This is a genomic window from Pseudomonas sp. LBUM1643, from assembly GCF_059716215.1.
On the sequence record NZ_CP166813.1, the window covers coordinates 3725937 to 3750286 of the forward strand.

Here is a 24350-nt window from a genome sequence, read left to right on the forward strand (position 1 = left end):
GTATTCTCCTGGATTATCGAATAGAGGAAGGGGTGGTGACATAAGCGTCGGATTCGACATACACCACCGCATCCCGGCGACGACCGCCGAAGGTTGCAGCGAAGCTGGCGAAGAACGCGCCGATCAACAGGGCAACGAACATCCACAACGCCGTCATGGCAGCGACTTTGGCAGCGGTATCAGCCGCTTCCTTGGCCGCTTGCTTGGCATCGGCCACGGCTTTCTGGGTGCGGGCATACACTTCGTCGACACGACGTTCAGCGTCGGCCTGAGTCAGGTTGGTCCGTTGGGCAACCAGTTGCGCGAGGTAAGTACGGTCTTCAGCAGCCAGTTGACCGTCATTCAGGCTGCGCACAAAGATGCGGGTGACGGTGCTACGGGCGGCGTCATCGCTGACAGCGGCAGGACGATCATCACGGAACAGGCTGTCGACGAAGTAGCCATACTGGTCGCTGCTGGTGTTATTGGCAGCTGTACCGGCGGCTTGAGTCGCGGCACTGGCGGCACCACCGACAACATTGGCCCCGGCTTGCACACCGCCACTGACAATGCTGCTGACCGAGCCAACCACCAGTGTGGCAGCAACCAGTGTCGCAACACACCAGGCCAGGAAGCCATGGGCAGTGTCACGGAAGTACACTTCGTCACCGTGCATGTTGGCCCATTTCACCCGCAGACGACCGGCGATGTAACCACCGAGCCCCGAGGCGACGATTTGGGTAAACGCCAACCAGACGATCGTCGATATGCCAAGGCCCTTGGCGCTGACGCCTTCGTTAGCCCAGGGGGAAACCGCCGAAAAGCCCAGACCGAAGCCGAGCAATACCAGGATCAGCGACAACGCCGCCGCAGCAGCGGCTCCGGCGAAAATCGCACCCCAGGAAACGCCCGACCGCGCGTTTGATTCTTCTGCGGCAGGATAGAAACCATCCGAGGATCTATTCATTATTATGTCGCTCCAGGCAGGAAAGATGTTGTTACAAGTTGTTGACTGAGTCAGTGCAGTCAGCGTGCCAAAGCGGAATATTTAATAAGTCGTTATTTTTCAATGGCTTAAAAATTTTGAACTTCCAAAAGCCATGCAAATTGCAACGAAACGTCATAACCAGCGGGTTTTATGCATTGCGCCTTTAGATGAAGTTTTATTTAGAAAGACCCGCGCTAAATATTGGCAAAATGCCGGCAACGTTTTGAACCACCATCAGGCCTCCCTATGACCCGAATCTTGACCATCGAAGACGACGCCGTGACCGCCCGGGAAATTGTTGCGGAACTCAGCAGCCATGGCCTCGACGTGGACTGGGTCGACAATGGCCGCGAAGGACTGGAGCGTGCAGTCAGTGGCAACTACGACCTGATCACCCTCGACCGTATGCTGCCCGAGCTGGACGGCCTGGCCATTGTCACCACGCTCCGGACCATGGGCGTGGCCACGCCGATTCTGATGATCAGTGCCCTCTCCGATGTCGATGAGCGAGTACGAGGCCTGCGTGCAGGGGGTGACGATTACCTGACCAAACCCTTCGCCACCGATGAAATGGCCGCCCGGGTTGAAGTCCTGCTGCGCCGCCAGAACACCGTCGCCACCCAGGCCACCACGCTGCGGGTCGCCGACCTCGAACTGAACCTGATCAGCCACGAAGCCAGCCGCGACGGTCAACTGCTGACGCTGTTGCCCACCGAGTACAAACTGCTGGAATTCCTGATGCGCAACACCGGGCAGATCCTGTCGCGCATGATGATTTTCGAAGAGGTCTGGGGTTATCACTTTGATCCCGGCACCAACCTCATCGACGTGCACATCGGCCGGTTGCGCAAAAAGATCGACCCACCTGGCAATGCCCCACTGATTCGGACCGTGCGAGGCTCGGGTTATGTCATTGCCGAACCCGTCTAAAGGCTGGCGCTCTTCCAGCAGTCGTTTGCTCGCGCTCTACAGTTCGCTGTTCGTGATCTGGAGCGGCATTCTCATGGGGGTCATGTACTACGAGGTTTCCGCCTACCTGGACAACCTGGCCAAACACTCCCTGTTGCAACGCCAGCATCTGTTCTCGCACTTTCAAGGCCAGCAACTGGTCGACGCGCTCGCCGTGAGCATGACCTTCGACATCCGCGGCATCGACGCCTATGGCCTGTTCGACGAGCAGCACCGCTATCTGAGCGGCGCGCTCAACCACGTTCCCGAAGGATTGCCACTGGACGGCAAGATTCACATGCTCAGCGATTGCGCCGATTCCGACGACCCGAGCCTGCCAGCCGACAGTTGTGATGCGGTTGCCACCCAGACGCTTGATGGTCGTTGGCTGATTCTGGTGCGCGACAACGGTTCTCTGTTTGCCGTCACCCGGATCATCCTCCACGCCTTGTTCTGGGGTGTCACCCTGACCATCCTTCCCGGCATCGCCGGATGGCACCTGTTGCGGCGCCGCCCCTTGAGACGGATTCGCGGGATTCAGGCCAGCGCCGAAGCCATCGTGGCCGGTGACTTGACGCGCCGATTGCCATTGTCCAACCGTCGCGATGAACTGGACATGCTCGCGGCCATCGTCAATGCCATGCTCGAACGCATCGAGCGGTTGATGAACGAGGTCAAGGGCGTCTGCGACAACATCGCCCATGATCTGCGCACGCCACTGACCCGCTTGCGGGCGCAGTTGTACCGCATCCAGCAGCAGGCGGACGAAGGCTCACCCCTGGCCGTGCAACTCGATTCCGTGCTCGGCGAAGCAGACACCTTGATGGCGCGTTTTCGCGGCCTGTTGCGGATTTCCGAACTCGAAGATCGCCAGCGCCGTTCCGGTTTCGTACAGCTGGACCCGGTGCCGATGTTGCAGGAGCTGCATGACTTTTACTTGCCGCTGGCTGAAGAAGGCGAACTGAAATTCCAGCTGCAAATACCACTCTCATTGCCGCCGCTAAACGGTGACCGGGCGTTGTTGTTTGAAGCCGTGGCCAACCTGTTGAGCAACTCGATCAAATTCACCCCTCCGGGTGGCGAAGTGATTTTGCGTGGGGTCAATGAGGGTGGGCATACGCGGATCGAAGTACTCGACTCCGGTCCCGGCATACCGCTGGCAGAACGGGAAGCGGTGTTCCAACGCTTCTATCGCGCCGAGGGTGGCAACCAGCACAGCGGATTTGGACTGGGACTGTCGATCGTCGCCGCGATTGTCAGCCTGCACGGGTTTACGCTGGAAGTGGGGAGCAGTGAAATGGGTGGCGCGCGGCTGGTGCTCGATTGCCGGCAGAGCCTGATCCCACAGACCTGACAAGAACTGCACAGTAATGAATATCCCCTGTGGCGAGGGGATTTATCCCCGTTGGGCTGCGCAGCAGTCGTTAAACCAGCGTACGCGGTGTACTTGACACACCTCGGCTGCAGTTTTTGGGGCTGCTTCGCAGCCCAACGGGGATAAATCCCCTCGCCACAAATGTATGCATATCGCTTCACACCCACAGGGGATTTCAATCCTCCCTCATCCCGGGTAATTGGCCCGCAACGCTTTCAGCCCGCCCTCATAGATTCCCGCAAACAACGTCACCACGTCCTCATTGCTCACACCGACCGGTTCAAACGTCCCCGACCACGTCACCCGCGCGCCCTCCCCTTGAGCCTCAACACTCAATGTCGCCAGGTAATCCTTCGCCGGAAACGGCGCCTGCAAAATCGAATAGCTGTAAGTCTTCGCCGCGTTATCAAACAGCTCGAGCCGCTCGACCACCACCGCGCCATCCGAGGTTTGCAGGCTGCGCACGCGTCCGCCTTCGCTCAACTCACTGCGGGGAATGAACGGCAGCCAGTCCGGCAGCGTGTCGAAGCCACCAATCAATTGCCACACCTGGTCGGCCGAAGCCGGGATATCGATGGATGCTGATGCAGTTGCCATAGGTCGTTCTCTCTAGATGAAAAGGGTTCAGATTGCCATGCTGTCGACGACACCGCCGTCGACCCGCAGGGCTGCGCCAGTGGTCGCCGAGGACAGTGGCGACGCAATGTAGGCCACCAGGTTCGCGACTTCCTCGACATCCGCCACGCGCTGGATAATCGACGTCGGACGGGCCTTGCGCACAAAGGCGTCGGCTTCTTCCCGGGCGCTGCGTCCGGACTCGGCGATGGCATCCTTGAGCATGTGCTCCAGGCCGTCGGTAAATGTCGGGCCGGGCAGCACCGAATTGACCGTCACGCCAGTGCCCGCCAAGCGCTTGGCCAAACCATGGGACACCGCGAGGTTAGCGCTTTTGGTGACGCCATAGTTGATCATGTCCGCCGGGGTCGCGACGCCGGATTCGGAGGACAGGAAAATCACCCGCCCCCATCCTTGCTTGACCATGTCCGGCACGTAATGCCGAGACAGGCGCACACCGGAGATCACGTTGACTTCGTAGAAGCGCGTCCACTCACTGTCTGACGCGTCGAAGAAATCCACGTCATTGAAGATCCCCAGATTGTTCACCAGGATGTCCGCCCGCGGTTCGGCGGCGAACAACTGTTCAGCGCCTTCAGCGGTGCCCAGATCGGCCGTCACACCACGCAACTGCGCACCCGGCACGCTTTGGCGAATGCAGGCCAAGGCTTGCTCGACCTTCGCTGCTTCACGGCCGATCACCACCACCGTTGCGCCGGATTCGGCCAACGCCTTGCTGATGCCCAAGCCAATGCCGGCGGTGCTGCCGCTGACAATTGCCAATTTTCCGCGCAGATCAATTTTCATACGTCACCACCCTTCATGTAAGAGCTGCCGAAGGCTGCGATCTTTTGGCCTGGCAGCGGAGCCCGCTCGGAAACCAGCTTCGCGTCACGCAGAGCCTGCCAAAACGCCGCAGGAATCACCGCCGACAACGCCGCCACATCTTCAGCAATCCGGTCCGGACGGCTGGAGCCTGGAATCACCGCCGCCACCGCCGGATTCGCCAGGGAGAACTGCAACGCCGCCGCTTTGATATCGACACCGTGGGCCGCGGCAATACGCTTGATTTGCTCGACTTTATTGACGATCGCCGGACTGGCTTTCTGGTACTCGAAGTGCGTGCCACCCGCCAGAATGCCCGAGCTGTACGGACCGCCGACCACGATCTCGACGTTCTGCGCCAGCGCGGCATCCATCAAACGCTGTAAGGCACGGTCATGGTCGAGCAGCGTGTAGCGCCCGGCCAACAGAAAACCGTCCGGCTGAGCATCGGTCAGGTCAAGGGTCAGTTCGCAAGGCTCAACCTTGTTCACGCCCAGGCCCCAGCCCTTGATCACGCCTTCCTCACGCAACCGCGTCAGCACTCTGAACGCGCCGGTGCGGGCCTGATTGAAGTACTCGAGCCACTGATCACCGTAAAAATCCTGGGCGATGTCATGCACCCAGACGATGTCCAGACGGTCGGTTTGCAGACGTTTAAGGCTGTCTTCGATCGAACGCAGCGTCGCGTCAGCACTGTAGTCATTGACGATCTTGTTGGGGCGACCGTGCTCGAACACCCCACTCTTTTCGCCCAGGTCCCGGGCCGAAGCATCTTCGACTTCATCAAGAATCACTCGGCCAACCTTGCTGCTGAGCACATAGTCGTCGCGGTTGTATTGCGCCAGCGCGGTGCCGAGGCGAATCTCCGAGAGGCCGGAACCGTAGAACGGCGCGGTATCAAAGTACCGAACGCCTGCATCCCAGGCCGCGTGCACGGTGGCCATCGCCTCTTCTTCGGGAATGGCGCGGAACATGTTGCCCAGTGGCGCAGTGCCGAAACCCAGCGTGCCGGGCAATTTGTCTTTCAAGCTCATGATTCAATCCTCGTCAGTTTCAGAGGTCGCCTTGCTCAAGGAGTGCAGGTGACCGTTGAGCAGATCCTAGATTGCTACGATCGGACCGTCCAAGACATAATGTGCAGCACTTGAGTCCCAAGAGGTCTGACATGATCGACATCCGCCAATTGCGCTACTTCGTCGCCGTCGCTGAAGAAGAGCACGTCGGGCGCGCCGCCGAACGCCTGCACATCTCCCAGTCACCCTTGAGCCGTCAGATCGCTCAGCTCGAAGAACGCCTGGGCCTGACCCTGTTCGAGCGTAGCCAGCAACGCATCCGCCTGACCCGCGACGGGCAGACTTTCCTGGCCGAAACACGCGCACTGCTGACCCACGCCAACCGACTTGAATCCCTCGGCAAGCGCCTGGGTCGCGGCGAAGAAGGCGGCCTGTGCATTGGCTACATCGAGAACGCCATGCACGCCGGAGTGCTGCCCAATGCCCTGCGCGTGCTGCGGGTCGAGCGACCCAGCGTCCACGTCGCGCTGTACAACCTGAGCTCTGTCGAACAACTCGAAGGCCTGCGACAGCGTAGTCTGGATATCGCCCTGGTCAGCGAACCACCCGTCGCCGACGATCCGGACCTGCTGGGTTTCCAGGTACTCGACGACCCAATGTTGCTGGCGCTGCCCGAACATCACCCACTGACTCATCAGAAAACCCTTACACTGGCCGACCTCGCGGACCAGGAATGGATCGGCGTGCAACACCGCCAGAACTGCGCCAGCCGCGAAGACTTCGTCAGCGCCTGCATCCGCGCCGGCTTCACCCCCGACATCCGCATGGAAGCCACCGAACCCTTCACGGCGCTGGGCCTCGTCGCCTCAGGTCTGGGCATCGCAATGATTCAAAAAGGGTTAAGCCGCAACGCACCGCCGGGCGTGGTGCTGCGCGAAGTGCCGTGGATCGCATTCACCACACCACTCTGGGCGGCCTGGCACCGCATCAACCTGCGGCCATTGGTGGAAACGTTCAGGAAAGTGCTCACCGATTAGGAGTCAGACACAAATCCCTGTGGCGAGGGAGCTTGCTCCCGCTGGGTTGCGCAGCAACCCCAAAACCTGCAACCGCAGTCATTTAGCCAAACCAAGCGCCCAGATTTTGCGACTGCTGCGCAGCCGAGCGGGAGCAAGCTCCCTCGCCACAATGTAGTCATCGACCCGTTGAAATGATTAAAGGCTGGCACACGAAAACCTAGCAGTTCTGCTAGTTCCCGCTCGCAACCGAACCGCCGATACTGATCCCCACATCAGCCCGGCGGAGTCCTGACTCATGAAGCCCTTGCAACCCACCCTCCTATGCCTCTATCGCTACGACGCCCTCGATCGTTTGATTGGCCATACGCCATTGGATGAACCACCGCTTCAACGCTTCTACTGCAAAAGCCGGCTGACCACCGAGGTGCAGGGTGTGATCAAGCATTCGATCGTCCAGCAAAGCGATCTGCTGTTGGCGCAACAGCGGGTCGACGATGATGCACTTGAGACGTCATTGATGGCCACTGATCAGCAGCGTTCGGTAATGCACCTATTAAAAACCGATCACCCGCCACAGCCCCTCGCCTATTCGCCCTATGGTCATCGCCCCCGTGACAACGGAATGCTGAGCCTACTTGGATTCAACGGCGAACGCCCCGACTCGGTGACCGGGCATTATCTATTAGGAAATGGGTATCGGGCGTTTAATCCGGTTCTGATGCGATTTAATAGCCCGGACAGTTTGAGTCCGTTTGGGAAAGGCGGATTGAATACTTATGCGTATTGCATGGGGAATCCGGTGCATGCGAATGATCCAACCGGGCACGTTAGAATATTGCCAAACATACTGTTGGACAACATTCGATGGGCTAAAATAAAAGTAACAAATTGGCAGGCTGCAGCACCTCGAAAAGACTTCGTCATCGCCAAGAAAATTGCCAGAGCCGAGCGAAAAAAAATCAAGTTGAACGAGTCTCATAGAATTGAAAACTGGGAGAATCAAGTCGCGTTCGAAAATACACGACTGATTGAGCTCGCCGGAGATACTCCAGCAAACGTGAATGTCGCACGGCTAAGTGAGATGACCACGTTGAATAGCGAAGGAAAAATAGTTGATGTTAAATCCGGCCCCTATCAAAGCCCACTCACTGGCGGGCAAAGGGAAATGATGAATGGAATCCTGAATCGCCCTCACCCAAAATCTCAAGAATTGGAAACAAGAATAAGACAGCTTTTGGGAAACCAGATCCTGCCCGAAACCTATGACCTGAATGCTGTTTCAAGAATCAGGAAAGAGACCTTTAGAACCTTAAGTCATCGTCAATCATCCACAGACTTACTAACTTTCTAACAGCCCGACTTTAAACCGGATATCGATCGATAACGTTCCTGCCCGTTTGCGAGTAATAACATTGAAGCATAGAGAGCGGTACCAAAGCCCGACGCATGCCGGCGACGCTGCTGGCACAGTGCCCGATATCGCACCCGTCAGAGAATCGCCCGTCGATGGCGTGCCTTCACCACGCCTCTATGCACGGTGCGGCACCGATAGACTCCCTCGACACAATGAACCCATCGATCTCTCAGAGTGGTCGAGGGTCTAAAACGAGTTCAACGATAACGATAAGGCAGCACGTTGGTCGCGCTCGCGAATAGTCCGACACCTGCCCGGGCTGCCGGCACACTGAGCGTTTGAACGTTCGGATCATGCTCACGCAAAAACACGGGCAGGTCGGTGACAGGAGGCATTGCCGGGATTTCAAAGTACATCTGGACGATCCAGCCTCGGTGGTAGCTGGCGTGGTTGACGACGTGCATCAGCATCGCGCCGGCACTCATGGTGCCGCTTTCGCCTGAGACAAACGCAAACTCGACGGGCTTGTGCAGCGAGTCATCAGTCTGGCGTGAACTCCAGTCGCAGTACCAGTGATCAATATCCCTTTGGGCTCTGCGCAAGTCAGGCAGTTCGGCATGCAGCATGTCGTGTGAAGTCTTGAAGCCGTGTGTCCGGCCTTCGAGATGGGCTTTCCAGATGCAGTCCACCACGTAGATATGGTTGAGGGTGCCGATCATGTTCTTGAAAACCGAGACCCGCTCTTTACCGACCTCACCTTCCGGCAACGCGGCCAGGCTTTCAAACAGGCGTAAGTCAGCCCAGCGTTTGTAATCGGCGAGCAGACAGGCAGTGGCGACATTGATCATCGCAAATCTCCCATTGCATGGGCACACTGCAAAGCATAGCCCCCGTGGCGCGTGGCATTGCAGCCCCTGATCATCGGTCGCTGCGGGCTCGAAAATGAAGAAATGACAGACAGTGCCTGCAGTGATTATTCGCGCATCAAGGAACTCCTGAGCGTCGCCGGGCATCCTAAGTTAAGTGGAACTTCCCTTACGCTTCAAGCTGTCGGAGGACACCGTCATGCGCCGTCTTTTTCTGATCTCTTCCCTGGTACTGTGTTTACCCTTTGGTTCGGCTATGGCCAAGGTCGATGCAGGCGATGTCGCCACGTCGGCCGGGGTTTCAGCGTCTCTGTATTCAACCTTCAAAGATCACAAGTTGATGATTCCCGCCAAGGACGACGCGTCCAGCTTCGTTGCCAGTGGTGGTGCGATTCGTGGGGTTTATCTGGAGTCGGTGATGCATCAGATCCGGCAGGATAATCCCGGCCTGAATGCCAGCGACGAAGACCTGGCTCGAGCCATTCTTGTGAATGACGGCGCTGCAAGCGGGCAATAGCGTTTTTATCCGCCGACAGAGATGCGGGACACGACAGATAGGTAGAATGAATACTGTGGGAGCAACGCTTGCTCTCGATAGCACTGTATGAGGCTTAGTCGACTTGCCTGACACACCGCTATCGCGAGCAAGCTTTGCTCCCACAGATTTTTCATTGCGCCTGAAATTCAGCGATAACGCGGGGCCGGCATGGAGTTGCCGAACAAGCCTGACAGCTCTTTGCGTTGGGCTTCGTAACGGTCCCACTGTTCTCCATCGTGCAGCCCCGGAATCGTCACCACCTCTCCCGCCGCCAACCCTACCAGCGCTGCATCGACCATGTCCGTGGCGGACATGACGATGTCTTGCGGAAGATTTTCCACGGGGTTGCCCGCTTCGCTCCAAAAGTCCGTAGCGGTGGCACCCGGCAACACTGCCTGAATGCGAACGCCTTTGTCGGCCAACTCGTGGTGCATCGATTGGCTCAAGCCGAGGACGAAAGCCTTGGTGCCGCCGTATACGCCATTGAGGATTTCAGGCGCGATGGCGACGATCGAAGCAATATTGATCACGGTCCCGACGCCCCGAGCGACGAAACCTGGCACCACCGCATAAGCCAGACGCATCAGCGCGGTGACGTTGAGGGTGATCATGTCCTCCATGTCATCCACCGGGCTGCCCAACAAGGGCATGACACCGCCGATACCCGCGTTGTTAACCAGCAAGGTGATACTGGCGTCGTTGCGCAGAACATCTTCGACCCGCAACAGGTCCGCCCTCTCCTTCAAATCAGCGGCGATCACTTCCACGCTTCGACCGGTTTCGTTACTCAAGCGATTGGCCAGCGCGTTCAATTTCCCGCGGCTGCGAGCAACTAGAATCAGGTTATAGCCTTGGCGCGCCAATCGGTCGGCATACACCGCACCGATGCCGGAAGAAGCGCCTGTAATCAGGGCAGTGCCGTTGGAAGAGAGGGCCATTTCAAGTTTCCTTCACAGTGAGGCGATAAGGTCGCCGGTGTGAACCTTTATAAAGGCACTCACGCTTGTCTCAAATGACGTTTAAAGTACGTTTTCAGGACACTCCCGTTTGAGGACAGATCGATGACTTCCATAGCCTTTGTCGTGTTTGAGGGGTTCCAGTCCATGGCACTGGCGGCGATGCCGGTGTTCGAGTACGCCAATTTCAGTGCTGGCGAACCCCTTTATGACGTCAGCGTGCTGTCCGAGCACGGCCACACATTGCGTGCCTCCGGTGGTTTGACGGTTGGCACCGAGGCCTTCGATGACCGCGTGTTCGACACCCTCATTGTGGTCGGCGGCGATTCAATCCTTGAGCAGGCGCCCGCCGGTGTGCTGAGTTTCCTGCGTGAAAGCGTTCAAGCCACACGCCGCACCGCATCGATCTGTTCGGGTGCGTTCGTGCTGGCCCAGGCCGGTCTGCTTGAGGGGCGACGGGCGACGACTCATTGGGCGTACGCCCGGGATCTGCAAGCCCGGTTCCCGTCGATCCGGGTGGAAGAAGACCGGATTTACGTGGTTGACGGCGCCATCTGGACATCCGCCGGGATGACCGCCGGCATTGATCTCGCACTGGCGATGGTCGAAAAGGATCATGGCGCTGAACTGGCCAGGTCCGTGGCGCAGAAACTGGTGATGTACCACCGCCGCGCCGGTGGCCAGTCGCAGCACTCTGCACTGCTGGAACTGGAACCGAAGTCCGACCGCATCCAAACGGTTCTTGCCTACGCGCGCGAACACCTCGCCGAGGCCTTGTCAGTAGAGCAATTGGCGGACATCGCACGTCTCAGCCCGCGCCAGTTCAGTCGGGCCTTTCGCGCCGAAACCGGCCAATCACCCGCGAAAGCAATCGAGAACCTGCGCCTTGAAGCGGCGCGGCAATTGCTGGAGCGCGGGCGCCTGACCCTCGATCAAATCGCCATCGAAAGCGGGTTCAGTGATCCAAGGCGTATGCGCGAAGCCTTCTTGCGCGGGTTCGGGCAGCCGCCGCAGGTGATTCGGCGAAATGCCCGCAACGATAACGCTGCATAGGCGCAGGCGGTGGCCGCAAACTTCCGCGCTTGAAGATCAAAATATCGCAGCCTTCGGTAGCGCCTACACCCAAATGGAGTCAATCATGAAAATCTCAGCCAGACTCGCGTTCTTCGCCGTGGTCTCCACCCTCGCCTACCTTGCGCTGGCGGTGTGGGGGTTTGGTGGGTATTCGGCTTTTTTCTCCCACGGGCCGCTGGTGGTGGTCGCGCTGGCAACCTTGGCCATGGCCATCGCGTCACTGTTTACCGAGGTCAACCTCAGTTCCGGCGAACAGGAAGACCGGGGCAATCGCTGGGTGCTGCCGGCCTTTGGCGTGGTTGGACTGTTGAGCGGTTACTTACCGGCCTACACCGACCGCATCGACTTCTGGACCTTCGGTGGCGAGGGCATTCGGTGGCTGGGCGCCTTGCTGTTTATCGTCGGCGGCGCACTGCGATTATGGCCAGTGTTCGTGCTGGGCAAGCGATTCAGTGGATTGGTAGCCATTCAACCGGGACACCGCCTGGTCACAGACGGGATCTATCGTACCTTGCGCAACCCCAGCTACCTGGGGATGCTGGTGATTGCCATCGGGTGGGCGCTGGCGTTTCGCTCAGGTGTAGGCCTCGCGTTGGCCGCCGTCACACTGATCCCGCTGATCGCCCGTATCCAGGCGGAAGAAGCACTGTTGAAAAGGCAGTTTGGCGGCGAGTATGAGGCTTACTGCCAACGCAGCTGGCGATTGATACCGGGGGTTTACTGATGAACGCACTACTCAAAGGTGGCGCGAGCATTTGTGGCGAGGGGATTCATCCCCGTTCGGCTGCGAAGCAGTCGCAAGTCCTTACGACTTGGTATGACTGAAGAACGCAGGGGGCTGCTTCGCAACCCAACGGGGATGAATCCCCTCGCCACAAAAGATGTTTCCTCCCTTAGAAGCCGTGTACACCCTCAAATCGGGTTAAGGCGAATTCGGCCATCAGAATCGGTTTTGACACTGACCGAGTCATAGCTGGCCAACGTCGCATGCGGCGTCTGAATCGGATGCGGATGGGTCGATGTAATCACCACCAGATCCGCCCCCGACGCCTCAGCCGCCTGAATCCCGACGCTGGCATCTTCGAAAATCAGGCAGTCCGTCACATCGAAGCCCAGGCGTTGAGCCGCCAACCGGTAACCGGCAGGATCGGGTTTGCCAGCACTGACATCCTGCGCAGTCACCAACACGTCTGGTTCCGCAATTCCCGCGGCCGCCATCCGGCGCAAGGCCAGCTCCCGGGGGGCCGATGTCACAATCGCCCATTGTCTGGCTGGCAACGACTTCAGAAACTGCGCCGCCCCTGACACCTCGACGATCCCTTCCACGTCTTCAACTTCCGCCTTTGTCACCCAGGCAGCTTCCGCCTCGGCATCCACGCCCGGCAACCCCTGACGGTTAACCGTGTCGATCGCCCGAGCGCCGTGGATCGTCGGCAAAAACGACGGCACATCAATACCGTGGCGCAAGGCCCAGGTGGTCCAGATCCGCTCGGCGGCGGCGATGGAATTAAGGACGGTGCCGTCCATGTCGAATAAAAAAGCGCGGTACGGGGTGTTGAAGACAGTGTCATGAGCAGACAAAGAGAGACTTCCTTTCGCAGGTGCCAAGCGGGATTTTCAGCAAATGTACAGGATCAACGTTGTGGACGGTGTGACTTCAACGCGCCTTCTACACAATCGAGCAACTGCCCGAGCGCCCAGGGTTTCTTGATGAAAGACACCTCGTGCCGCACCCCGGAAGTCTCCGGCGTTTCGAAGCCCGACATGATCATGATGGGCTTGTCCGGGTATCGGTCGCCGAACTGGTTGGCCAGATCGGCACCATTGAGTTTGCCGGGCATGGTGATGTCCGTCAGTAGCAGGCTGACCCTGTTGGAGTTTTCCTCCAGATAGATTGACGCAGCGTCTGCACTGATCTGCGGTTCAACTGAAAAACCTTCTTCCTGAAGAATTTCGCAGAGAAACTCCAGGATTAACGGATCATCCTCGACCACCAGAATCAACCCGCCAGGAAGGGAATCACCCGCCTTCGTTACTGGACTCATAACTCTGCCACTCCCTGATTGCCTTAATGATTTCGCGGGCTCAAATCCGCTGCTTACAAGTATGAGCAGCGGACTCGGCGGAAATTCATTTTTGATACAACCAGACGAAGAAATCAGGCGCCCTGTAGCTGGCGGGTACTTGAATCACTGGGCCATGTCGTCCTTTTTCATGGCGTCTTTGGACATTGCATCCTTCTTCATGGCGTCCTTGGACATGCCGTCCTTCTTCATCGTGTCCTTGCTCATGGAGTCCTTGGACATGCCGTCTTTTTTCATCGAATCTTTTTTCATCGCGTCCCTGGACATCGAATCTTTGGACATCGAGTCCTTGCTCATGCTGTCGTTACTCATCGTATCGGCAGCAAAAACGCTGGCAGCCCCTACGGCGAAGCACATGGACAGTACAACGGTGGTTAGCTTTTTCATGATGAAACTCCTGGAGCACAGTTGCGATTAACGCAGCGGTCGCCGCGCGGTGAAATGCCCAGGCGACTTCAGCTTCCACCGAACCAGTTGTAACCCTGGTCTTCCCAGTAGCCACCGCTGTAGGTGTTGCTGACGAAAATCGCCTGAATGTGTTTGGGGTTCTTGTAGCCCAGCTTGGTGGGCATGCGCAGCTTCATGGGGAAGCCGTACTCGCGAGGCAGCACGGCGCCGTCATAGGTCAGCGCCAACAAGGTTTGCGAATGCAGTGCAGTGGCCATGTCGATGCTGGTGAAGTAGTCGTCGGCGCATTTGAAACCGACGTACTTCGCGTCGGTGTCGGCGCCGATGCGTTTGAGGAAATCGCTGAACCGCACCCCGCCCCAACGCCCGATCGCGCTCCAGCCTTCGACACAGATATGCCGGGTGATTTGGTCGGTTTGCGCCATGGCGCGCAGTTCCTCAAGTCGCCAGCTGCGTTTTTCGGCGACCAGCCCCGTCACCTCCAGCCGATAACTCTCTTCCTCGACCGTCGGTGCCTCGTCGATGCCATAAAAGGCATTGAACGGAAACGGCCGGGTGATCATTGATTCCGGGTAAGTCGGCGCCAGTGCGTTGGGATTGAATAACCAGCCTTGAACACGGTCGTTGAAACGGGACATGGAGGATAGCGCGGTCTCTACGCTTTCGTTGTCCGTCAGGTTGCAGCCGGACAACATCGCCACACCGCCGAGCGTCAGGCCGCGCATCAAAAACGAACGACGGGAGCGATCTTCAATCTGCGGGGCGATGATTTTCCGGGCGTCGGTGAGGATGGACGATTCGTCCAGTCCCGATCCTTGCAGATGCTTTTTCATACGGGCTCCTTGCGACCGACAATCATGGCCAACAATGTTTTGGGGACCAGCGCGACCATCACCAGATGCACCGCGACAAAAGCCATCAACAGCGACATCGCGATGAAGTGCACATGGCGCGCGGCGTCATAGCCGCCCATGAGTTCGCGCAACAAGGGGAACTGCACGGATTTCCACATCACCAACCCGGAGATCACCAGCAGCGTGATGTCGACCATGACGAACAGATAAGCCAGCCGCTGCACCTGGTTGTAATGACTGAGGTCCGCGTGCCCCAAACGCCCTCTCAACGCGGCCCACAGGTCATGAACCAGACCTTTGGGCGACAGCGGAAAGAAGCGCCGGAACAGACGACCGCTCGCAATATTGATGATCAGGTAGACGAGGCCATTGATGGCCAGGAACCACATCGCCGCGAAATGCCATTGCAGCGCACCGCCCAGCCATCCACCGAGCGTGATCGAGGCGGGAAAACTGAAATCGTAGAGGGGCGAGGCGTTGTAGATGCGCCAACCGCTGGTAACCATCACCAGCACCGCCAGGGCATTGAGCCAGTGGGTCAGTCGCAGCCAACGGGGATGGCTGCTGACCTTGGGTGAAGCAGGTGGCTTAGTCATGGCGGCTCTCCCAACGGTTGTTGTTATTCGTTGGAGCCGAGTATGTGGGCCGGCAGATCCCCAAATCCTCACGTAAAGTTAAATTAAACGTGATAACTCTCGACGCCCGGCAGAGCGCCTTGCGCTGCAATTGTGGTTAAAATGCCGCCCCCTCAAATGGCCGACCTCACCCGATGAATCCAAACGCGCTCACCCTCCTCCACGACCATCTGTTGATTGGCCTGGCCTCGGCACCTGCAGAAACACGCCGGCTGTTCCATGGCCGTGGTCGATGCTGGCCGGGGCTGGAGCAACTGACCGTCGACTGGTTGCAGGGCGTGGTGCTGGTGTCGCTGTTCAAGGAGCCTGAACCGGCACAACTGGAAGACTTGAAGCAAAGGCTGTTGGCGCTCACTCACCTGCCTGAATGGACTGCTTCGGGCGCGCACACCTTGCTCCTGCAACATCGCTACCTGCTGCAAAGCACCACCGAATGGTTGCGGGGAGATGCCATCGAGGAAATGACCATCACCGAAGGCGGCCTGCACTACCGCGTGGACCTGGGCCGCAAACAGAACAACGGGCTGTTCCTCGACATGCGCTACGGTCGCGATTGGGTGCAGGCCCATGCACGGGGCAAGCGGGTGCTGAACCTCTTCGCCTACACCTGCGGCTTCTCGGTCGCAGCCATCGAAGGCGGCGCCGAGCACGTCGTCAATCTGGACATGTCCAGTGCGGCCCTGAGCCGTGGTCGCGATAATCACCGGCTCAACGGGCATGACCTGAGCAAGGTGACGTTCCTCGGTCACGACCTGTTCAAATCGTGGGGCAAGGTCATCGGCAAAGGCCCGTACGACCTGGTGATCATCGACCCGCCTTCCTTCCAGAAAGGCAGTTTTCTGCTGACCAAGGACTATCAGCGCGTATTGCGCCGGTTGCCGGAACTGCTCAGCCCACAGGGATCGGTGCTGGCTTGCATGAACGACCCGGCATTCGGTCCGGACTTTCTCATCGACGGTGTGATGCGTGAAGCGCCGAGCCTGCATTTTGAACAACGGTTGGAAAACCCGCCGGAGTTTCCGGATGCGGATATCGAGTGCGGGTTGAAGGCGTTGGTGTTCAAGCTCGGCTGCTGAAGGTCAAAAGATCGCAGGCTTCGCCAGCTCCTACAGGTGACATCATTCCAATGTAGGAGCTGGCGCAGCCTGCGATCTTTTGATTTTGAGCGCCCACCGGGCTGCCCGGGGGGATCATCGCGCAACTAAGTGCAGACACCCGCCGTGTACTCACCGAGCGACCACGCCAATCACACTTTCACTGTGCATCTGCTGCAGCAAGGCCAACCCGCTCGCCCTGAACTGCGCCGATCCGACCGCGCCGGCTTCCAGCGCCAATCCGTCCAGCTGCGTTCGCCCATCAAGCTGTGGGAACTCATCGATGCGTTGCAACAACCGCCATGCCAACGGACTGAGTTCGGAAAAACTCACCCGCCAATCAGCCGAACGACGCACCAGCAGCAACGTTGGCTGCGCCGGTGGCGCTTCAGGCTGGTAATCGGGCCCCACTTGCTGCACCGGCCAGGCATATGCCAACGGCCAGGCCAATGGCGAAACACGTAACGGCCAATCCAGCAACTCGACGGCATTACTGTCGGGCAAGGGTTCGGCATCGGACTGCTGAAGTGCCATCTCCACCCATTCATAATGCGCCAGTTCGACCATGAACGCTGGCCAGCTCCCCTCACTCAACGCTTGCGGTTCATCCGCCAGGAAACCAACAAACTCTTGGGCAATCTCGCCGAATTTGGGCGTACGCGCACGATGGTCGCGCAGAAACAGACGGACCAGTGTGCGCCAGCGTTCGTTGCCGAGAATCCTGATCAGCACCGGAAACGTTCCGCTCAGCAACGACGACAGATTCGCGAAAATCAAATCCCGGTAAACCTCTGCCCGCGCGACATCCATTTCTGTCGGCGGCGTGCAGTGATCGGGATCGCGCAGGTAACGACCCAAGGTGTTCTGCTGCTCGAACAGGCCTGATTTATCCACGGTTCAACTCCTTGCTTTGCAAGCGGCGAATGGTCTGCAGTTCGGCGACCAATTCATCGAATGCCGGAAAGTTGAAGTCCCGTTCGAGCAAGGTCGGTTGCGCACCGAAACGGGCGTACGCCTCAGCCAGCAACGACCACACCACCGGTTTGACCGAGGCGCCATGGGTGTCGATTTTCAGCGTATCCGACTCATCAAAATGCCCGGCTACATGCATCGCCACCACCCGCCCCGAATCGATGCCGGCCAGAAATGCCAGTGGATCGAAACCGTGATTGATCGAGTTGACGTACACATTGTTGACGTCCAGCAACAGGTCACAATCGGCTTCGCGCAGCACCGCATTGGTGAAGGTCACCTCATCCATGTCCTGTCGGGGTGCGGCGTAATACGAGACGTTTTCCACCGCCAGACGCCGCCCCAGAATGTCCTGCGCCTGACGAATCCGCGCGGCGACGTGGTGCACTGCTTCTTCGGTAAACGGCAGCGGCAACAGGTCATAAAGATGACCGTCATCGCCGCAGTAACTCAGGTGCTCGCTGTACAGCGGCACGTTGTAATGATCTAGAAAACCTCGTACCTCCTGCAGAAACCCAACGTCCAACGGCGCCGGACCGCCCAGTGACAGGGACAAGCCGTGGCAGGACAACGGATACCGCTCAGCCAGGCCCCGCAACGCCGCACCATGGGCGCCGCCGATACCGATCCAGTTCTCCGGGGCGACCTCCAGAAAATCGAAATCACCCACACGGGCGGCTTGAAGGTCCTTAATCAATCCACGACGCAAGCCAAGCCCGACGGTCGCTGTTGCTGAGGCAATGGGGGTCTGCATGATGTCGATCTCGAGGTAGTCAGAACGGATGTCCAGTCAATCATCGGGATGTATCGGGTCTGTGTTCGGCTGGGGTCCGGTGTTGCGGGGAACTGTATCGGGAAGGGGGGCGGATACATTTCAGTACATGCGAGAAGGTCAGGTTTGCTGTTAGATCGGGTATGTCTGTGAGGTTTGGGTGGGTTGATAGCGGGCGGATGAAAAACCTGGACTGGTGCGTCTGCGAGATCAGGTATAGATGAAACTGGTTGGTTGTCTGTACTGTCGTCATCGCGAGCAGGCTCGCTCCCACAGTTTGATCGGGTGCATCCGCATGAATCAGGTTGGTCAATCGGGCGCTATCGCGAGCAGGCTCACTCCCACAGTTTGATCGGGTGCATCCGCATGAATCAGGTTGGTCAATCGGGCGCTATCGCGAACAAGCTTTGCTCCTGCAGTTTGATCGGGTGCACCCCCATGAATCAGGTTGGTCAATCGGGCGCTATCGTGAGCAGGCTCACTCCCACAGTTTGATCGGGTGCATCCGCATGAATCAGGTTGGTCAATCGGGCGCTATCGTCGGAATGCCGCCCAGACCAAGCTGTGCTCCTACAGAGCATCCAAACAAATCCAACACACAGCGCCGTTGCCCTTAACCACTCAAGGCCGAGCGTTAGCTCGCCTGCAAGCTTTTGATCTTGATCTGGCTTTTGATCCACCCGCCCCGTCGGGAGGCCGAGTGGAGGTGTTCATCTGGGGGTCAGGCGCGAAGCGCCGTGCGGCGAAGCCGCACACATCGAGAGGAGGTCGTCGCGAAGCAGACCGTAGGCGATGCCCCCAGATGGACACCGGAGCGAGGGAACACCGAGCTTTAGCGAGGTGCCGTACGCTTGGGGCGAGCCTTTTTTTGCTTACTTTTTTTTGGCGTTTGAAAAAAAAGTGAGTCGCCGTCAGGCGAAACCCTAAGTGGCCGTTACCGCAGCAATGGATATGTACACCTGCAAAAAATGGGTCGGCTGTCAGGCCGCCATCGCTGGCAAGCCAGCTCCCACAGGGTTCGGAGTACATCCGCAAAAGACAGGTCGGCTGTCAGGCCGTCTCGTCATCAACCCCCACACCAACCCAGCACTTTCGTCGCCCCACCCAACACCCCAAGGCCAGCGAACTAAACTTAACCCACGCAGGACACATCGTGCGTCCTGTTCATTCCCACGACCACCGCCCAGACGTGCAAACCCCGAAAAAAACCACCTCTGGACCGTGATCCTGCCAAAGGAGCACACGTGATGGACGAGGCCAGACTCAACGAATTCATGGGCAAACTGATCAACGACATGGGCGGCGCAGCCATGCTCGCCAATGTCATTCTCGGCGAAGAACTCGGCCTGTACCGGGCCATGGCCGACAGCCAACCCATCACCCCGGAAATACTCGCCGACAAAACGGGCTGCAACACCCGCCTGCTGCGCGAATGGCTCAGCGCCCACGCCGCGTCGGGTTACATGGAGCACCGCGACGGCCAGTTCCGTCTCCCCGAGGAGCAGGCACTGGCGCTGGCCATTGAAGACTCGCCGGTCTACGTGGCCGGTGGCGTCGGCGTGGTCGCCTCGTTTTTCCATGACAAGGACAAACTGGTCAACGCGATGCGCGGCAATGGTGCGCTGGCGTGGGGCGATCACCATCCGTGCATGTTCAGCGGTACAGAACGGTTCTTCCGGCCCGGTTACAAAGCGCACCTGATCGCCGAGTGGCTACCGGCTCTGGACGGCGTGGTGGCAAAACTTGAAGCCGGCGCCAAAGTCGCCGACATCGGCTGCGGGCATGGGGCGTCGACAGTGATCATGGCCCAGGCGTTTCCAAACTCACGGTTCGTCGGGTTCGATTACCACGCACCCTCCGTCACCGTGGCGACCCAGCGCGCCGAAGAAGGCGGCGTGGCCGGACAGGCGCGGTTCTTCCAGGGAACAGCGAAAAGCTACCCGGGCAACGACTACGACCTCGTCTGCTACTTCGACTGCCTGCACGACATGGGCGACCCGGTGGGCGCGGCGCGGCATGCCTTTGAGTCGCTCAAGCCGGACGGTTCGGTCCTGCTGGTGGAACCCTTCGCCAACGATGCGCTCGACGACAACGTCACGCCAGTCGGACGCTTGTTCTACGCCGCGTCAACCTTCATCTGCACCCCCAACTCACTGTCACAGGAAGTCGGCCTCGGGCTCGGTGCGCAGGCGGGCGAGGCGCGGTTGCGCAAAGTGTTTACCGAGGCCGGTTTCTCGACTTTCCGTCGGGCAACCGAAACGCCGTTCAACCTGATACTTGAAGCACGCAAGTAAACACGGCCCTTGTAGGAGCTGCCGCAGGCTGCGATCTTTTGATCTTGAATCTTGAAAAACAAAGATCAAAAGATCGCAGCCTGCGGCAGCTCCTACAATGAACCATTCATGATCTTGCGGAGTGTTGAACATGCTCGATGGCCGTATCCGTGAACAACTCGATCGACTCGAGCAGTTGATGACCGAACAACCGTTTGTAGTGCTGACGGGCGCTGGCATCAGCACGCCATCGGGCATCCCCGATTACCGTGACAATCAGGGCGTCAGGCGTGGTCGTCAGCCCATGATGTATCAGGAGTTTCTGTCCGCCCCCGAATCTCGTCGTCGCTACTGGGCACGGGCCATGCTGGGCTGGCCGCGAGTGCGACTGGCACAGCCCAACGTCGCTCACGAAGCCTTGGCGAGTTTGCAAAGTACCCGGCGGATCAGCGCGTTGATCACCCAGAATGTCGACACCCTGCACGACCAGGCCGGCAGTCACGACGTCATCGAACTCCACGGCAGCTTGCATCGGGTGCTGTGCCTCGATTGCGGGCAGCGCAGCGAGCGCGACTCGATTCAGCAATTGATGGTGGCGCAGAACCCTTACCTGGCCGGCGTCGATGCCGTGCAAGCACCCGATGGCGATACCCTGCTCGACCCGGCCTTTGAAGCGCGCTTTCAAGTGCCCCATTGCCCGCTTTGCGCGGGTGAGCGAATGAAGCCAGACGTGGTGTTTTTTGGCGAAAACGTCGCGCAGGTAACGGCGGCCAAAGCCATGGCGGCGGTTGAAAAAGCTGCAGGATTGCTGGTGGTCGGGTCGTCGTTGATGGCCTATTCGGCGTTCCGGTTGTGCCGGGCCGTGGTGGATCAAGGCAAGCCGCTGATGGCAATCAACCTCGGGAAGACCCGGGCGGATGAGATTCTGGATCTGAAGATCGAGGCGTCGTGCGAACAGCTGCTGCCACTACTGGCCAAACGCCTGACCTTGTAGGAGCTGTGTAGGAGCTGTGTAGGAGCTGTCGAGTGAAACGAGGCTGCGATCTTTTGATCTTGCTTATTAAAGCCCAAGGCAAAAGATCGCAGCCTCGTTTCACTCGACAGCTCCTACACAGCTCCTACAAGGGATGGTGATCAGTGCAATGGCAATTGCGCGCCCAGGTTGGCTTGCTTTAGCACATCAAACAACGCCTGCGCCGCCGCCGACAGCTCAACCCCGGGCTTGGTCAACACCCCGACGGACCGCTCCACCACCGGGTCGTGCAAAGTCAGGCACTGTGCACCCAGCTCACGCATCTGCCCGGCACACAACGCCGGCACCGCGCTCACACCCAATCCGCTGGCGACCATCCGCCCCACCGTCGCCAGCTGGTGACTTTCAAACTCCACCGGCAACTTCATTCCCCGGGCTTGCAGGTGTTCTTCCAGCATCACCCGCACCGCCGACGGCCGTTGCAGGGTGATAAACGGTTCCTTGAGCAGCGTCTGCCAATCGATATCACTCAGCTCCGCCAGCGGTGAATCTTGTGAAACCACCGCAACGAACCGGTCCATATAAAGCGGTGTGAAGGCCAGCGACGTACTCATGGTGGGCTCAAACGCCACCCCCAGTTCCACCTGCCGGTCACGCACCATTTCAAGCACCTGCTCATTGATCACATCGTTCACCGTCACGTTGACCTTCGGGTAACGAGCGCGGAAAGCCTTGAGGATCGGTGGCAGCAGATTGCCGGCAAACGAGGGTATCGCCGCCAGCGTCACCCGGCCGCGCTGCAAGGTGAAGCGCTGGCGCAGCTCATCCTCAGCGTTGTCCCAGTCAGCGATCAGGCGGCGCGCCAGAGGCACCAGGGATTCACCTTCCGCCGTCAGGGCAACGTTGCGGGTATTACGGGTGAACAAACGTCCGCCCAGGCCCTCCTCCAGCGCTTTGATGGTCAGGCTCAGCGCCGATTGCGACAGGTGCAACCGCTCGCAGGCCACAGCGAAACTCAGGCTCTGGGCCACAGCCAGGAAAGCGCGGATCTGTTTGACGGTCATGCAGGCTATCTCCAGGGAATAGCGATGTAACACAGCGATCACTGTAGGAGCTGCCGAAGGCTGCGATCTTTTGATCTTGATCTTGATCTTGATCTTCACCGTTCTCGTTCACGGCGAAGATCAAAGATCGCAGCATGCGGCCGCCTCCAAGTATTAGTGAGTTTTATCTATTAATTCACATCAAAAAACAACTTAACAAATCAATTCAACGACGAGACACTGAACCCACTACGGCTAGCCAGCCGCCCATAAAGAATAAAAGAGGTGCATATGGCAGGTTTCGACAAGCGCGTGAGTTCCTACGAGGAAGCTCTGGCAGGACTTGAAGACGGCATGACCGTGATCGCCGGTGGCTTCGGCCTGTGCGGGATTCCGGAAAACCTGATCAACGAGATCAAGCGCAAGGGCACTCGCGATCTCACCGTGGTTTCCAACAACTGCGGCGTCGACGGTTTCGGTCTCGGCGTGCTGTTGACTGATCGGCAGATCAGCAAAGTAGTGGCCTCCTACGTTGGCGAAAACAAACTGTTCGAAGAACAGCTGTTGAAAGGCGAAATCGAAGTCGTTCTGACCCCCCAAGGCACCCTCGCCGAAAAAATGCGCGCGGGCGGCGCCGGCATCCCGGCTTTCTTCACCGCCACCGGCGTCGGCACCCCGGTCGCCGACGGCAAGGAAGTGCGCGAATTCAAGGGTCGCAAGTACCTGATGGAAGAGTCCATCACCGGTGACTTCGCCATCGTCAAAGGCTGGAAAGCCGACCATTTCGGTAACGTGATCTACCGCCACACCGCCCAGAACTTCAACCCGCTGGCCGCCACCGCCGGCAAGATCACCGTGGTCGAAGTCGAAGAAATCGTCGAACCCGGCGAGCTGGACCCGGCGCAGATCCACACCCCTGGCATCTACGTCGACCGGGTCATTTGCGGCACGTTCGAAAAGCGCATCGAACAGCGCACCGTGCGTAAGTGATCCCCTGCCCCCGGACCGAATGAAGGAATAACAACAATGGCACTTTCCCGCGAACAAATGGCTCAACGCGTCGCCCGCGAAATGCAGGACGGCTTCTACGTGAACCTGGGCATCGGCATTCCGACCCTGGTCGCCAACTACATTCCCGAAGGCATGGAAGTCATGCTGCAATCGGAGAACGGCTTGCTGGGCATGGGGCCTTTTCCGACTGAAGAAACCATCGACGCCGACATGATCAACGCCGGCAAGCAAACCGTGACCGCCCGTACCGGCGCGTCGATTTTTTCCTCGGCCGAATCCTTCGCGATGATCCGCGGTGGTCATGTGGACTTGACCGTACTGGGCGCCTTTGAAGTCGACGTGCAAGGCAACATCGCCTCGTGGATGATTCCCGGCAAACTGGTCAAGGGCATGGGCGGCGCCATGGACCTGGTCGCCGGTGCAGACAACATCATCGTCATCATGACCCACGCGTCCAAGGACGGTGAGTCCAAGCTGCTGGCCCAGTGCAGCCTGCCGCTGACCGGCGCGGGTTGCATCAAGCGCGTGCTGACCGACCTGGCTTACCTGGAAATTGAAAACGGCGCGTTCATTCTCAAAGAACGTGCGCCGGGCGTCAGTGTTGAAGAGATCGTCGCCAAAACCGCAGGTAAATTGATCGTGCCTGATCACGTTCCAGAAATGCAGTTCGCTGCTCAGTGA

General features: G+C 58.7%; 26 protein-coding genes. 12 read left to right on the forward strand and 14 right to left on the reverse strand.

All coding sequences use genetic code 11. The features are described from left to right. Nucleotides 1–13 precede the first annotated feature (13 nt). Nucleotides 14–946: a hypothetical protein gene (locus tag ACA063_RS16615; RefSeq protein ID WP_497662521.1), complete on the reverse strand. Its 933-nt coding sequence runs from the start codon at nucleotides 944–946 to the stop codon at nucleotides 14–16. Nucleotides 947–1213: 267 nt separating this feature from the next. Here ACA063_RS16615 and ACA063_RS16620 point away from each other — a divergent pair, with 267 nt between their 5' ends. After that, nucleotides 1214–1897: a response regulator transcription factor gene (locus ACA063_RS16620; protein WP_194691977.1), complete on the forward strand. Its 684-nt coding sequence runs from the start codon at nucleotides 1214–1216 to the stop codon at nucleotides 1895–1897. Continuing rightward, entirely contained in the window at nucleotides 1875–3269 is a 1395-nt protein-coding gene (locus tag ACA063_RS16625; protein WP_497662522.1) for a sensor histidine kinase, read from the forward strand. The genes ACA063_RS16620 and ACA063_RS16625 overlap by 23 nt, the downstream gene beginning before the upstream one ends. Nucleotides 3270–3476: 207 nt before the next feature. On the opposite strand, the gene ACA063_RS16630 is transcribed toward ACA063_RS16625, so the two are convergent. The 3 genes from ACA063_RS16630 to ACA063_RS16640 are packed head-to-tail and all read right to left on the reverse strand — an operon-like array spanning nucleotide 3477 to nucleotide 5764. Beyond that, nucleotides 3477–3887: an SRPBCC family protein gene (locus ACA063_RS16630; protein ID WP_497662523.1), complete on the reverse strand. Its 411-nt coding sequence runs from the start codon at nucleotides 3885–3887 to the stop codon at nucleotides 3477–3479. A gap of 27 nt (nucleotides 3888–3914) precedes the next feature. Beyond that, nucleotides 3915–4712 (reverse strand): SDR family NAD(P)-dependent oxidoreductase, encoded by a 798-nt coding sequence (locus tag ACA063_RS16635; RefSeq protein WP_497662524.1) that lies wholly within the window; start codon nucleotides 4710–4712, stop codon nucleotides 3915–3917. Then, complete coding sequence (locus tag ACA063_RS16640) at nucleotides 4709–5764, reverse strand: aldo/keto reductase (RefSeq protein ID WP_497662525.1); 1056 nt, start codon at nucleotides 5762–5764, stop codon at nucleotides 4709–4711. Before ACA063_RS16640 ends, ACA063_RS16635 begins: the two co-directional genes overlap by 4 nt. Nucleotides 5765–5895: 131 nt before the next feature. Here ACA063_RS16640 and ACA063_RS16645 point away from each other — a divergent pair, with 131 nt between their 5' ends. Both ACA063_RS16645 and ACA063_RS16650 read left to right on the forward strand, forming a co-directional pair. After that, the gene (locus ACA063_RS16645) at nucleotides 5896–6780 is read left to right on the forward strand and encodes a LysR substrate-binding domain-containing protein (protein WP_497662526.1); all 885 of its coding nucleotides are present in this window, start codon (nucleotides 5896–5898) and stop codon (nucleotides 6778–6780) included. A gap of 277 nt (nucleotides 6781–7057) precedes the next feature. After that, entirely contained in the window at nucleotides 7058–8113 is a 1056-nt protein-coding gene (locus tag ACA063_RS16650) for an RHS repeat-associated core domain-containing protein (protein ID WP_497662527.1), read from the forward strand. A 260-nt stretch (nucleotides 8114–8373) separates the two neighbouring features. Here ACA063_RS16650 and ACA063_RS16655 read toward each other — a convergent pair whose 3' ends face one another. Next, nucleotides 8374–8964: a DinB family protein gene (locus ACA063_RS16655; RefSeq protein WP_497662528.1), complete on the reverse strand. Its 591-nt coding sequence runs from the start codon at nucleotides 8962–8964 to the stop codon at nucleotides 8374–8376. A gap of 217 nt (nucleotides 8965–9181) precedes the next feature. On the opposite strand from ACA063_RS16655, the gene ACA063_RS16660 reads away from it, so the two are divergent. After that, nucleotides 9182–9499 (forward strand): DUF2388 domain-containing protein, encoded by a 318-nt coding sequence (locus ACA063_RS16660; RefSeq protein WP_497662529.1) that lies wholly within the window; start codon nucleotides 9182–9184, stop codon nucleotides 9497–9499. Between the two features lie 167 nt (nucleotides 9500–9666). On the opposite strand, the gene ACA063_RS16665 is transcribed toward ACA063_RS16660, so the two are convergent. Beyond that, nucleotides 9667–10458, reverse strand: a complete 792-nt coding sequence (locus tag ACA063_RS16665) for an SDR family NAD(P)-dependent oxidoreductase (protein WP_497662530.1) — start codon at nucleotides 10456–10458, stop codon at nucleotides 9667–9669. Between the two features lie 123 nt (nucleotides 10459–10581). Here ACA063_RS16665 and ACA063_RS16670 point away from each other — a divergent pair, with 123 nt between their 5' ends. Beyond that, on the forward strand, nucleotides 10582–11529 hold the full coding sequence (locus ACA063_RS16670; protein ID WP_497662531.1) for a GlxA family transcriptional regulator: 948 nt from the start codon (nucleotides 10582–10584) through the stop codon (nucleotides 11527–11529). Between the two features lie 85 nt (nucleotides 11530–11614). Continuing rightward, complete coding sequence (locus ACA063_RS16675) at nucleotides 11615–12274, forward strand: methyltransferase family protein (protein ID WP_497662532.1); 660 nt, start codon at nucleotides 11615–11617, stop codon at nucleotides 12272–12274. Between the two features lie 188 nt (nucleotides 12275–12462). On the opposite strand, the gene ACA063_RS16680 is transcribed toward ACA063_RS16675, so the two are convergent. The 5 genes from ACA063_RS16680 to ACA063_RS16700 form a co-directional block, all read right to left on the reverse strand. Next, on the reverse strand, nucleotides 12463–13131 hold the full coding sequence (locus tag ACA063_RS16680; RefSeq protein WP_497662533.1) for an HAD-IA family hydrolase: 669 nt from the start codon (nucleotides 13129–13131) through the stop codon (nucleotides 12463–12465). A 53-nt stretch (nucleotides 13132–13184) separates the two neighbouring features. Beyond that, complete coding sequence (locus ACA063_RS16685; RefSeq protein WP_497662534.1) at nucleotides 13185–13595, reverse strand: response regulator; 411 nt, start codon at nucleotides 13593–13595, stop codon at nucleotides 13185–13187. Between the two features lie 144 nt (nucleotides 13596–13739). Further along, on the reverse strand, nucleotides 13740–14021 hold the full coding sequence (locus ACA063_RS16690) for a pentapeptide MXKDX repeat protein (protein ID WP_497662535.1): 282 nt from the start codon (nucleotides 14019–14021) through the stop codon (nucleotides 13740–13742). 68 nt (nucleotides 14022–14089) lie between these two features. After that, nucleotides 14090–14875: a molybdopterin-dependent oxidoreductase gene (locus ACA063_RS16695; protein WP_497662536.1), complete on the reverse strand. Its 786-nt coding sequence runs from the start codon at nucleotides 14873–14875 to the stop codon at nucleotides 14090–14092. After that, the gene (locus ACA063_RS16700) at nucleotides 14872–15492 is read right to left on the reverse strand and encodes a cytochrome b/b6 domain-containing protein (protein WP_497662537.1); all 621 of its coding nucleotides are present in this window, start codon (nucleotides 15490–15492) and stop codon (nucleotides 14872–14874) included. Before ACA063_RS16700 ends, ACA063_RS16695 begins: the two co-directional genes overlap by 4 nt. Before the next feature lie 173 nt (nucleotides 15493–15665). Here ACA063_RS16700 and ACA063_RS16705 point away from each other — a divergent pair, with 173 nt between their 5' ends. Next, on the forward strand, nucleotides 15666–16607 hold the full coding sequence (locus tag ACA063_RS16705; RefSeq protein WP_497662538.1) for a class I SAM-dependent methyltransferase: 942 nt from the start codon (nucleotides 15666–15668) through the stop codon (nucleotides 16605–16607). Nucleotides 16608–16757: 150 nt separating this feature from the next. Here ACA063_RS16705 and ACA063_RS16710 read toward each other — a convergent pair whose 3' ends face one another. Both ACA063_RS16710 and ACA063_RS16715 read right to left on the reverse strand, forming a co-directional pair. Then, nucleotides 16758–17519, reverse strand: coding sequence for an HvfC family RiPP maturation protein (locus tag ACA063_RS16710; RefSeq protein WP_497662539.1), 762 nt, complete (start codon nucleotides 17517–17519; stop codon nucleotides 16758–16760). Beyond that, on the reverse strand, nucleotides 17512–18351 hold the full coding sequence (locus ACA063_RS16715; protein ID WP_497662540.1) for an HvfB family MNIO-type RiPP peptide maturase: 840 nt from the start codon (nucleotides 18349–18351) through the stop codon (nucleotides 17512–17514). The genes ACA063_RS16710 and ACA063_RS16715 overlap by 8 nt, the downstream gene beginning before the upstream one ends. Before the next feature lie 1265 nt (nucleotides 18352–19616). Here ACA063_RS16715 and ACA063_RS16720 point away from each other — a divergent pair. Together ACA063_RS16720 and ACA063_RS16725 are read left to right on the forward strand one after the other, a co-directional pair. After that, nucleotides 19617–20663 carry a class I SAM-dependent methyltransferase gene (locus ACA063_RS16720; RefSeq protein WP_497662541.1) on the forward strand — a complete coding sequence of 349 codons (1047 nt, stop codon included), beginning with the start codon at nucleotides 19617–19619 and terminating at the stop codon, nucleotides 20661–20663. 130 nt (nucleotides 20664–20793) lie between these two features. Then, a complete protein-coding gene (locus ACA063_RS16725) occupies nucleotides 20794–21636 on the forward strand; it encodes an NAD-dependent protein deacetylase (protein ID WP_497662542.1) in 843 nt (280 codons plus the stop codon). Between the two features lie 140 nt (nucleotides 21637–21776). Here the strand turns inward: ACA063_RS16725 and ACA063_RS16730 are convergent, their stop codons facing one another. Continuing rightward, entirely contained in the window at nucleotides 21777–22679 is a 903-nt protein-coding gene (locus tag ACA063_RS16730) for a LysR family transcriptional regulator (protein ID WP_497662543.1), read from the reverse strand. A gap of 270 nt (nucleotides 22680–22949) precedes the next feature. Between ACA063_RS16730 and ACA063_RS16735 the strand changes: the two genes are divergently transcribed. Further along, on the forward strand, nucleotides 22950–23648 hold the full coding sequence (locus tag ACA063_RS16735) for a CoA transferase subunit A (RefSeq protein ID WP_162440333.1): 699 nt from the start codon (nucleotides 22950–22952) through the stop codon (nucleotides 23646–23648). A gap of 36 nt (nucleotides 23649–23684) precedes the next feature. After that, nucleotides 23685–24350, forward strand: coding sequence for a CoA transferase subunit B (locus tag ACA063_RS16740; RefSeq protein ID WP_497662544.1), 666 nt, complete (start codon nucleotides 23685–23687; stop codon nucleotides 24348–24350).

Bases quoted from the DNA above. Each gene is read 5' to 3' on its own strand.
- ACA063_RS16740 (WP_497662544.1), top strand. From the start codon at position 23,685: ATGGCACTTTCCCGCGAACAAATGGCTCAACGCGTCGCCCGCGAAATG.
- ACA063_RS16690 (WP_497662535.1), bottom strand. From the start codon at position 14,021: ATGAAAAAGCTAACCACCGTTGTACTGTCCATGTGCTTCGCCGTAGGG.
- ACA063_RS16695 (WP_497662536.1), bottom strand. From the start codon at position 14,875: ATGAAAAAGCATCTGCAAGGATCGGGACTGGACGAATCGTCCATCCTC.
- ACA063_RS16675 (WP_497662532.1), top strand. From the start codon at position 11,615: ATGAAAATCTCAGCCAGACTCGCGTTCTTCGCCGTGGTCTCCACCCTC.
- ACA063_RS16720 (WP_497662541.1), top strand. From the start codon at position 19,617: ATGGACGAGGCCAGACTCAACGAATTCATGGGCAAACTGATCAACGAC.
- ACA063_RS16665 (WP_497662530.1), bottom strand. From the start codon at position 10,458: ATGGCCCTCTCTTCCAACGGCACTGCCCTGATTACAGGCGCTTCTTCC.
- ACA063_RS16735 (WP_162440333.1), top strand. From the start codon at position 22,950: ATGGCAGGTTTCGACAAGCGCGTGAGTTCCTACGAGGAAGCTCTGGCA.
- ACA063_RS16725 (WP_497662542.1), top strand. From the start codon at position 20,794: ATGCTCGATGGCCGTATCCGTGAACAACTCGATCGACTCGAGCAGTTG.
- ACA063_RS16625 (WP_497662522.1), top strand. From the start codon at position 1,875: ATGTCATTGCCGAACCCGTCTAAAGGCTGGCGCTCTTCCAGCAGTCGT.
- ACA063_RS16730 (WP_497662543.1), bottom strand. From the start codon at position 22,679: ATGACCGTCAAACAGATCCGCGCTTTCCTGGCTGTGGCCCAGAGCCTG.
- ACA063_RS16705 (WP_497662538.1), top strand. From the start codon at position 15,666: ATGAATCCAAACGCGCTCACCCTCCTCCACGACCATCTGTTGATTGGC.
- ACA063_RS16635 (WP_497662524.1), bottom strand. From the start codon at position 4,712: ATGAAAATTGATCTGCGCGGAAAATTGGCAATTGTCAGCGGCAGCACC.
- ACA063_RS16650 (WP_497662527.1), top strand. From the start codon at position 7,058: ATGAAGCCCTTGCAACCCACCCTCCTATGCCTCTATCGCTACGACGCC.
- ACA063_RS16700 (WP_497662537.1), bottom strand. From the start codon at position 15,492: ATGACTAAGCCACCTGCTTCACCCAAGGTCAGCAGCCATCCCCGTTGG.
- ACA063_RS16655 (WP_497662528.1), bottom strand. From the start codon at position 8,964: ATGATCAATGTCGCCACTGCCTGTCTGCTCGCCGATTACAAACGCTGG.
- ACA063_RS16715 (WP_497662540.1), bottom strand. From the start codon at position 18,351: ATGCAGACCCCCATTGCCTCAGCAACAGCGACCGTCGGGCTTGGCTTG.
- ACA063_RS16615 (WP_497662521.1), bottom strand. From the start codon at position 946: ATGAATAGATCCTCGGATGGTTTCTATCCTGCCGCAGAAGAATCAAAC.
- ACA063_RS16685 (WP_497662534.1), bottom strand. From the start codon at position 13,595: ATGAGTCCAGTAACGAAGGCGGGTGATTCCCTTCCTGGCGGGTTGATT.
- ACA063_RS16670 (WP_497662531.1), top strand. From the start codon at position 10,582: ATGACTTCCATAGCCTTTGTCGTGTTTGAGGGGTTCCAGTCCATGGCA.
- ACA063_RS16620 (WP_194691977.1), top strand. From the start codon at position 1,214: ATGACCCGAATCTTGACCATCGAAGACGACGCCGTGACCGCCCGGGAA.
- ACA063_RS16640 (WP_497662525.1), bottom strand. From the start codon at position 5,764: ATGAGCTTGAAAGACAAATTGCCCGGCACGCTGGGTTTCGGCACTGCG.
- ACA063_RS16645 (WP_497662526.1), top strand. From the start codon at position 5,896: ATGATCGACATCCGCCAATTGCGCTACTTCGTCGCCGTCGCTGAAGAA.
- ACA063_RS16660 (WP_497662529.1), top strand. From the start codon at position 9,182: ATGCGCCGTCTTTTTCTGATCTCTTCCCTGGTACTGTGTTTACCCTTT.
- ACA063_RS16630 (WP_497662523.1), bottom strand. From the start codon at position 3,887: ATGGCAACTGCATCAGCATCCATCGATATCCCGGCTTCGGCCGACCAG.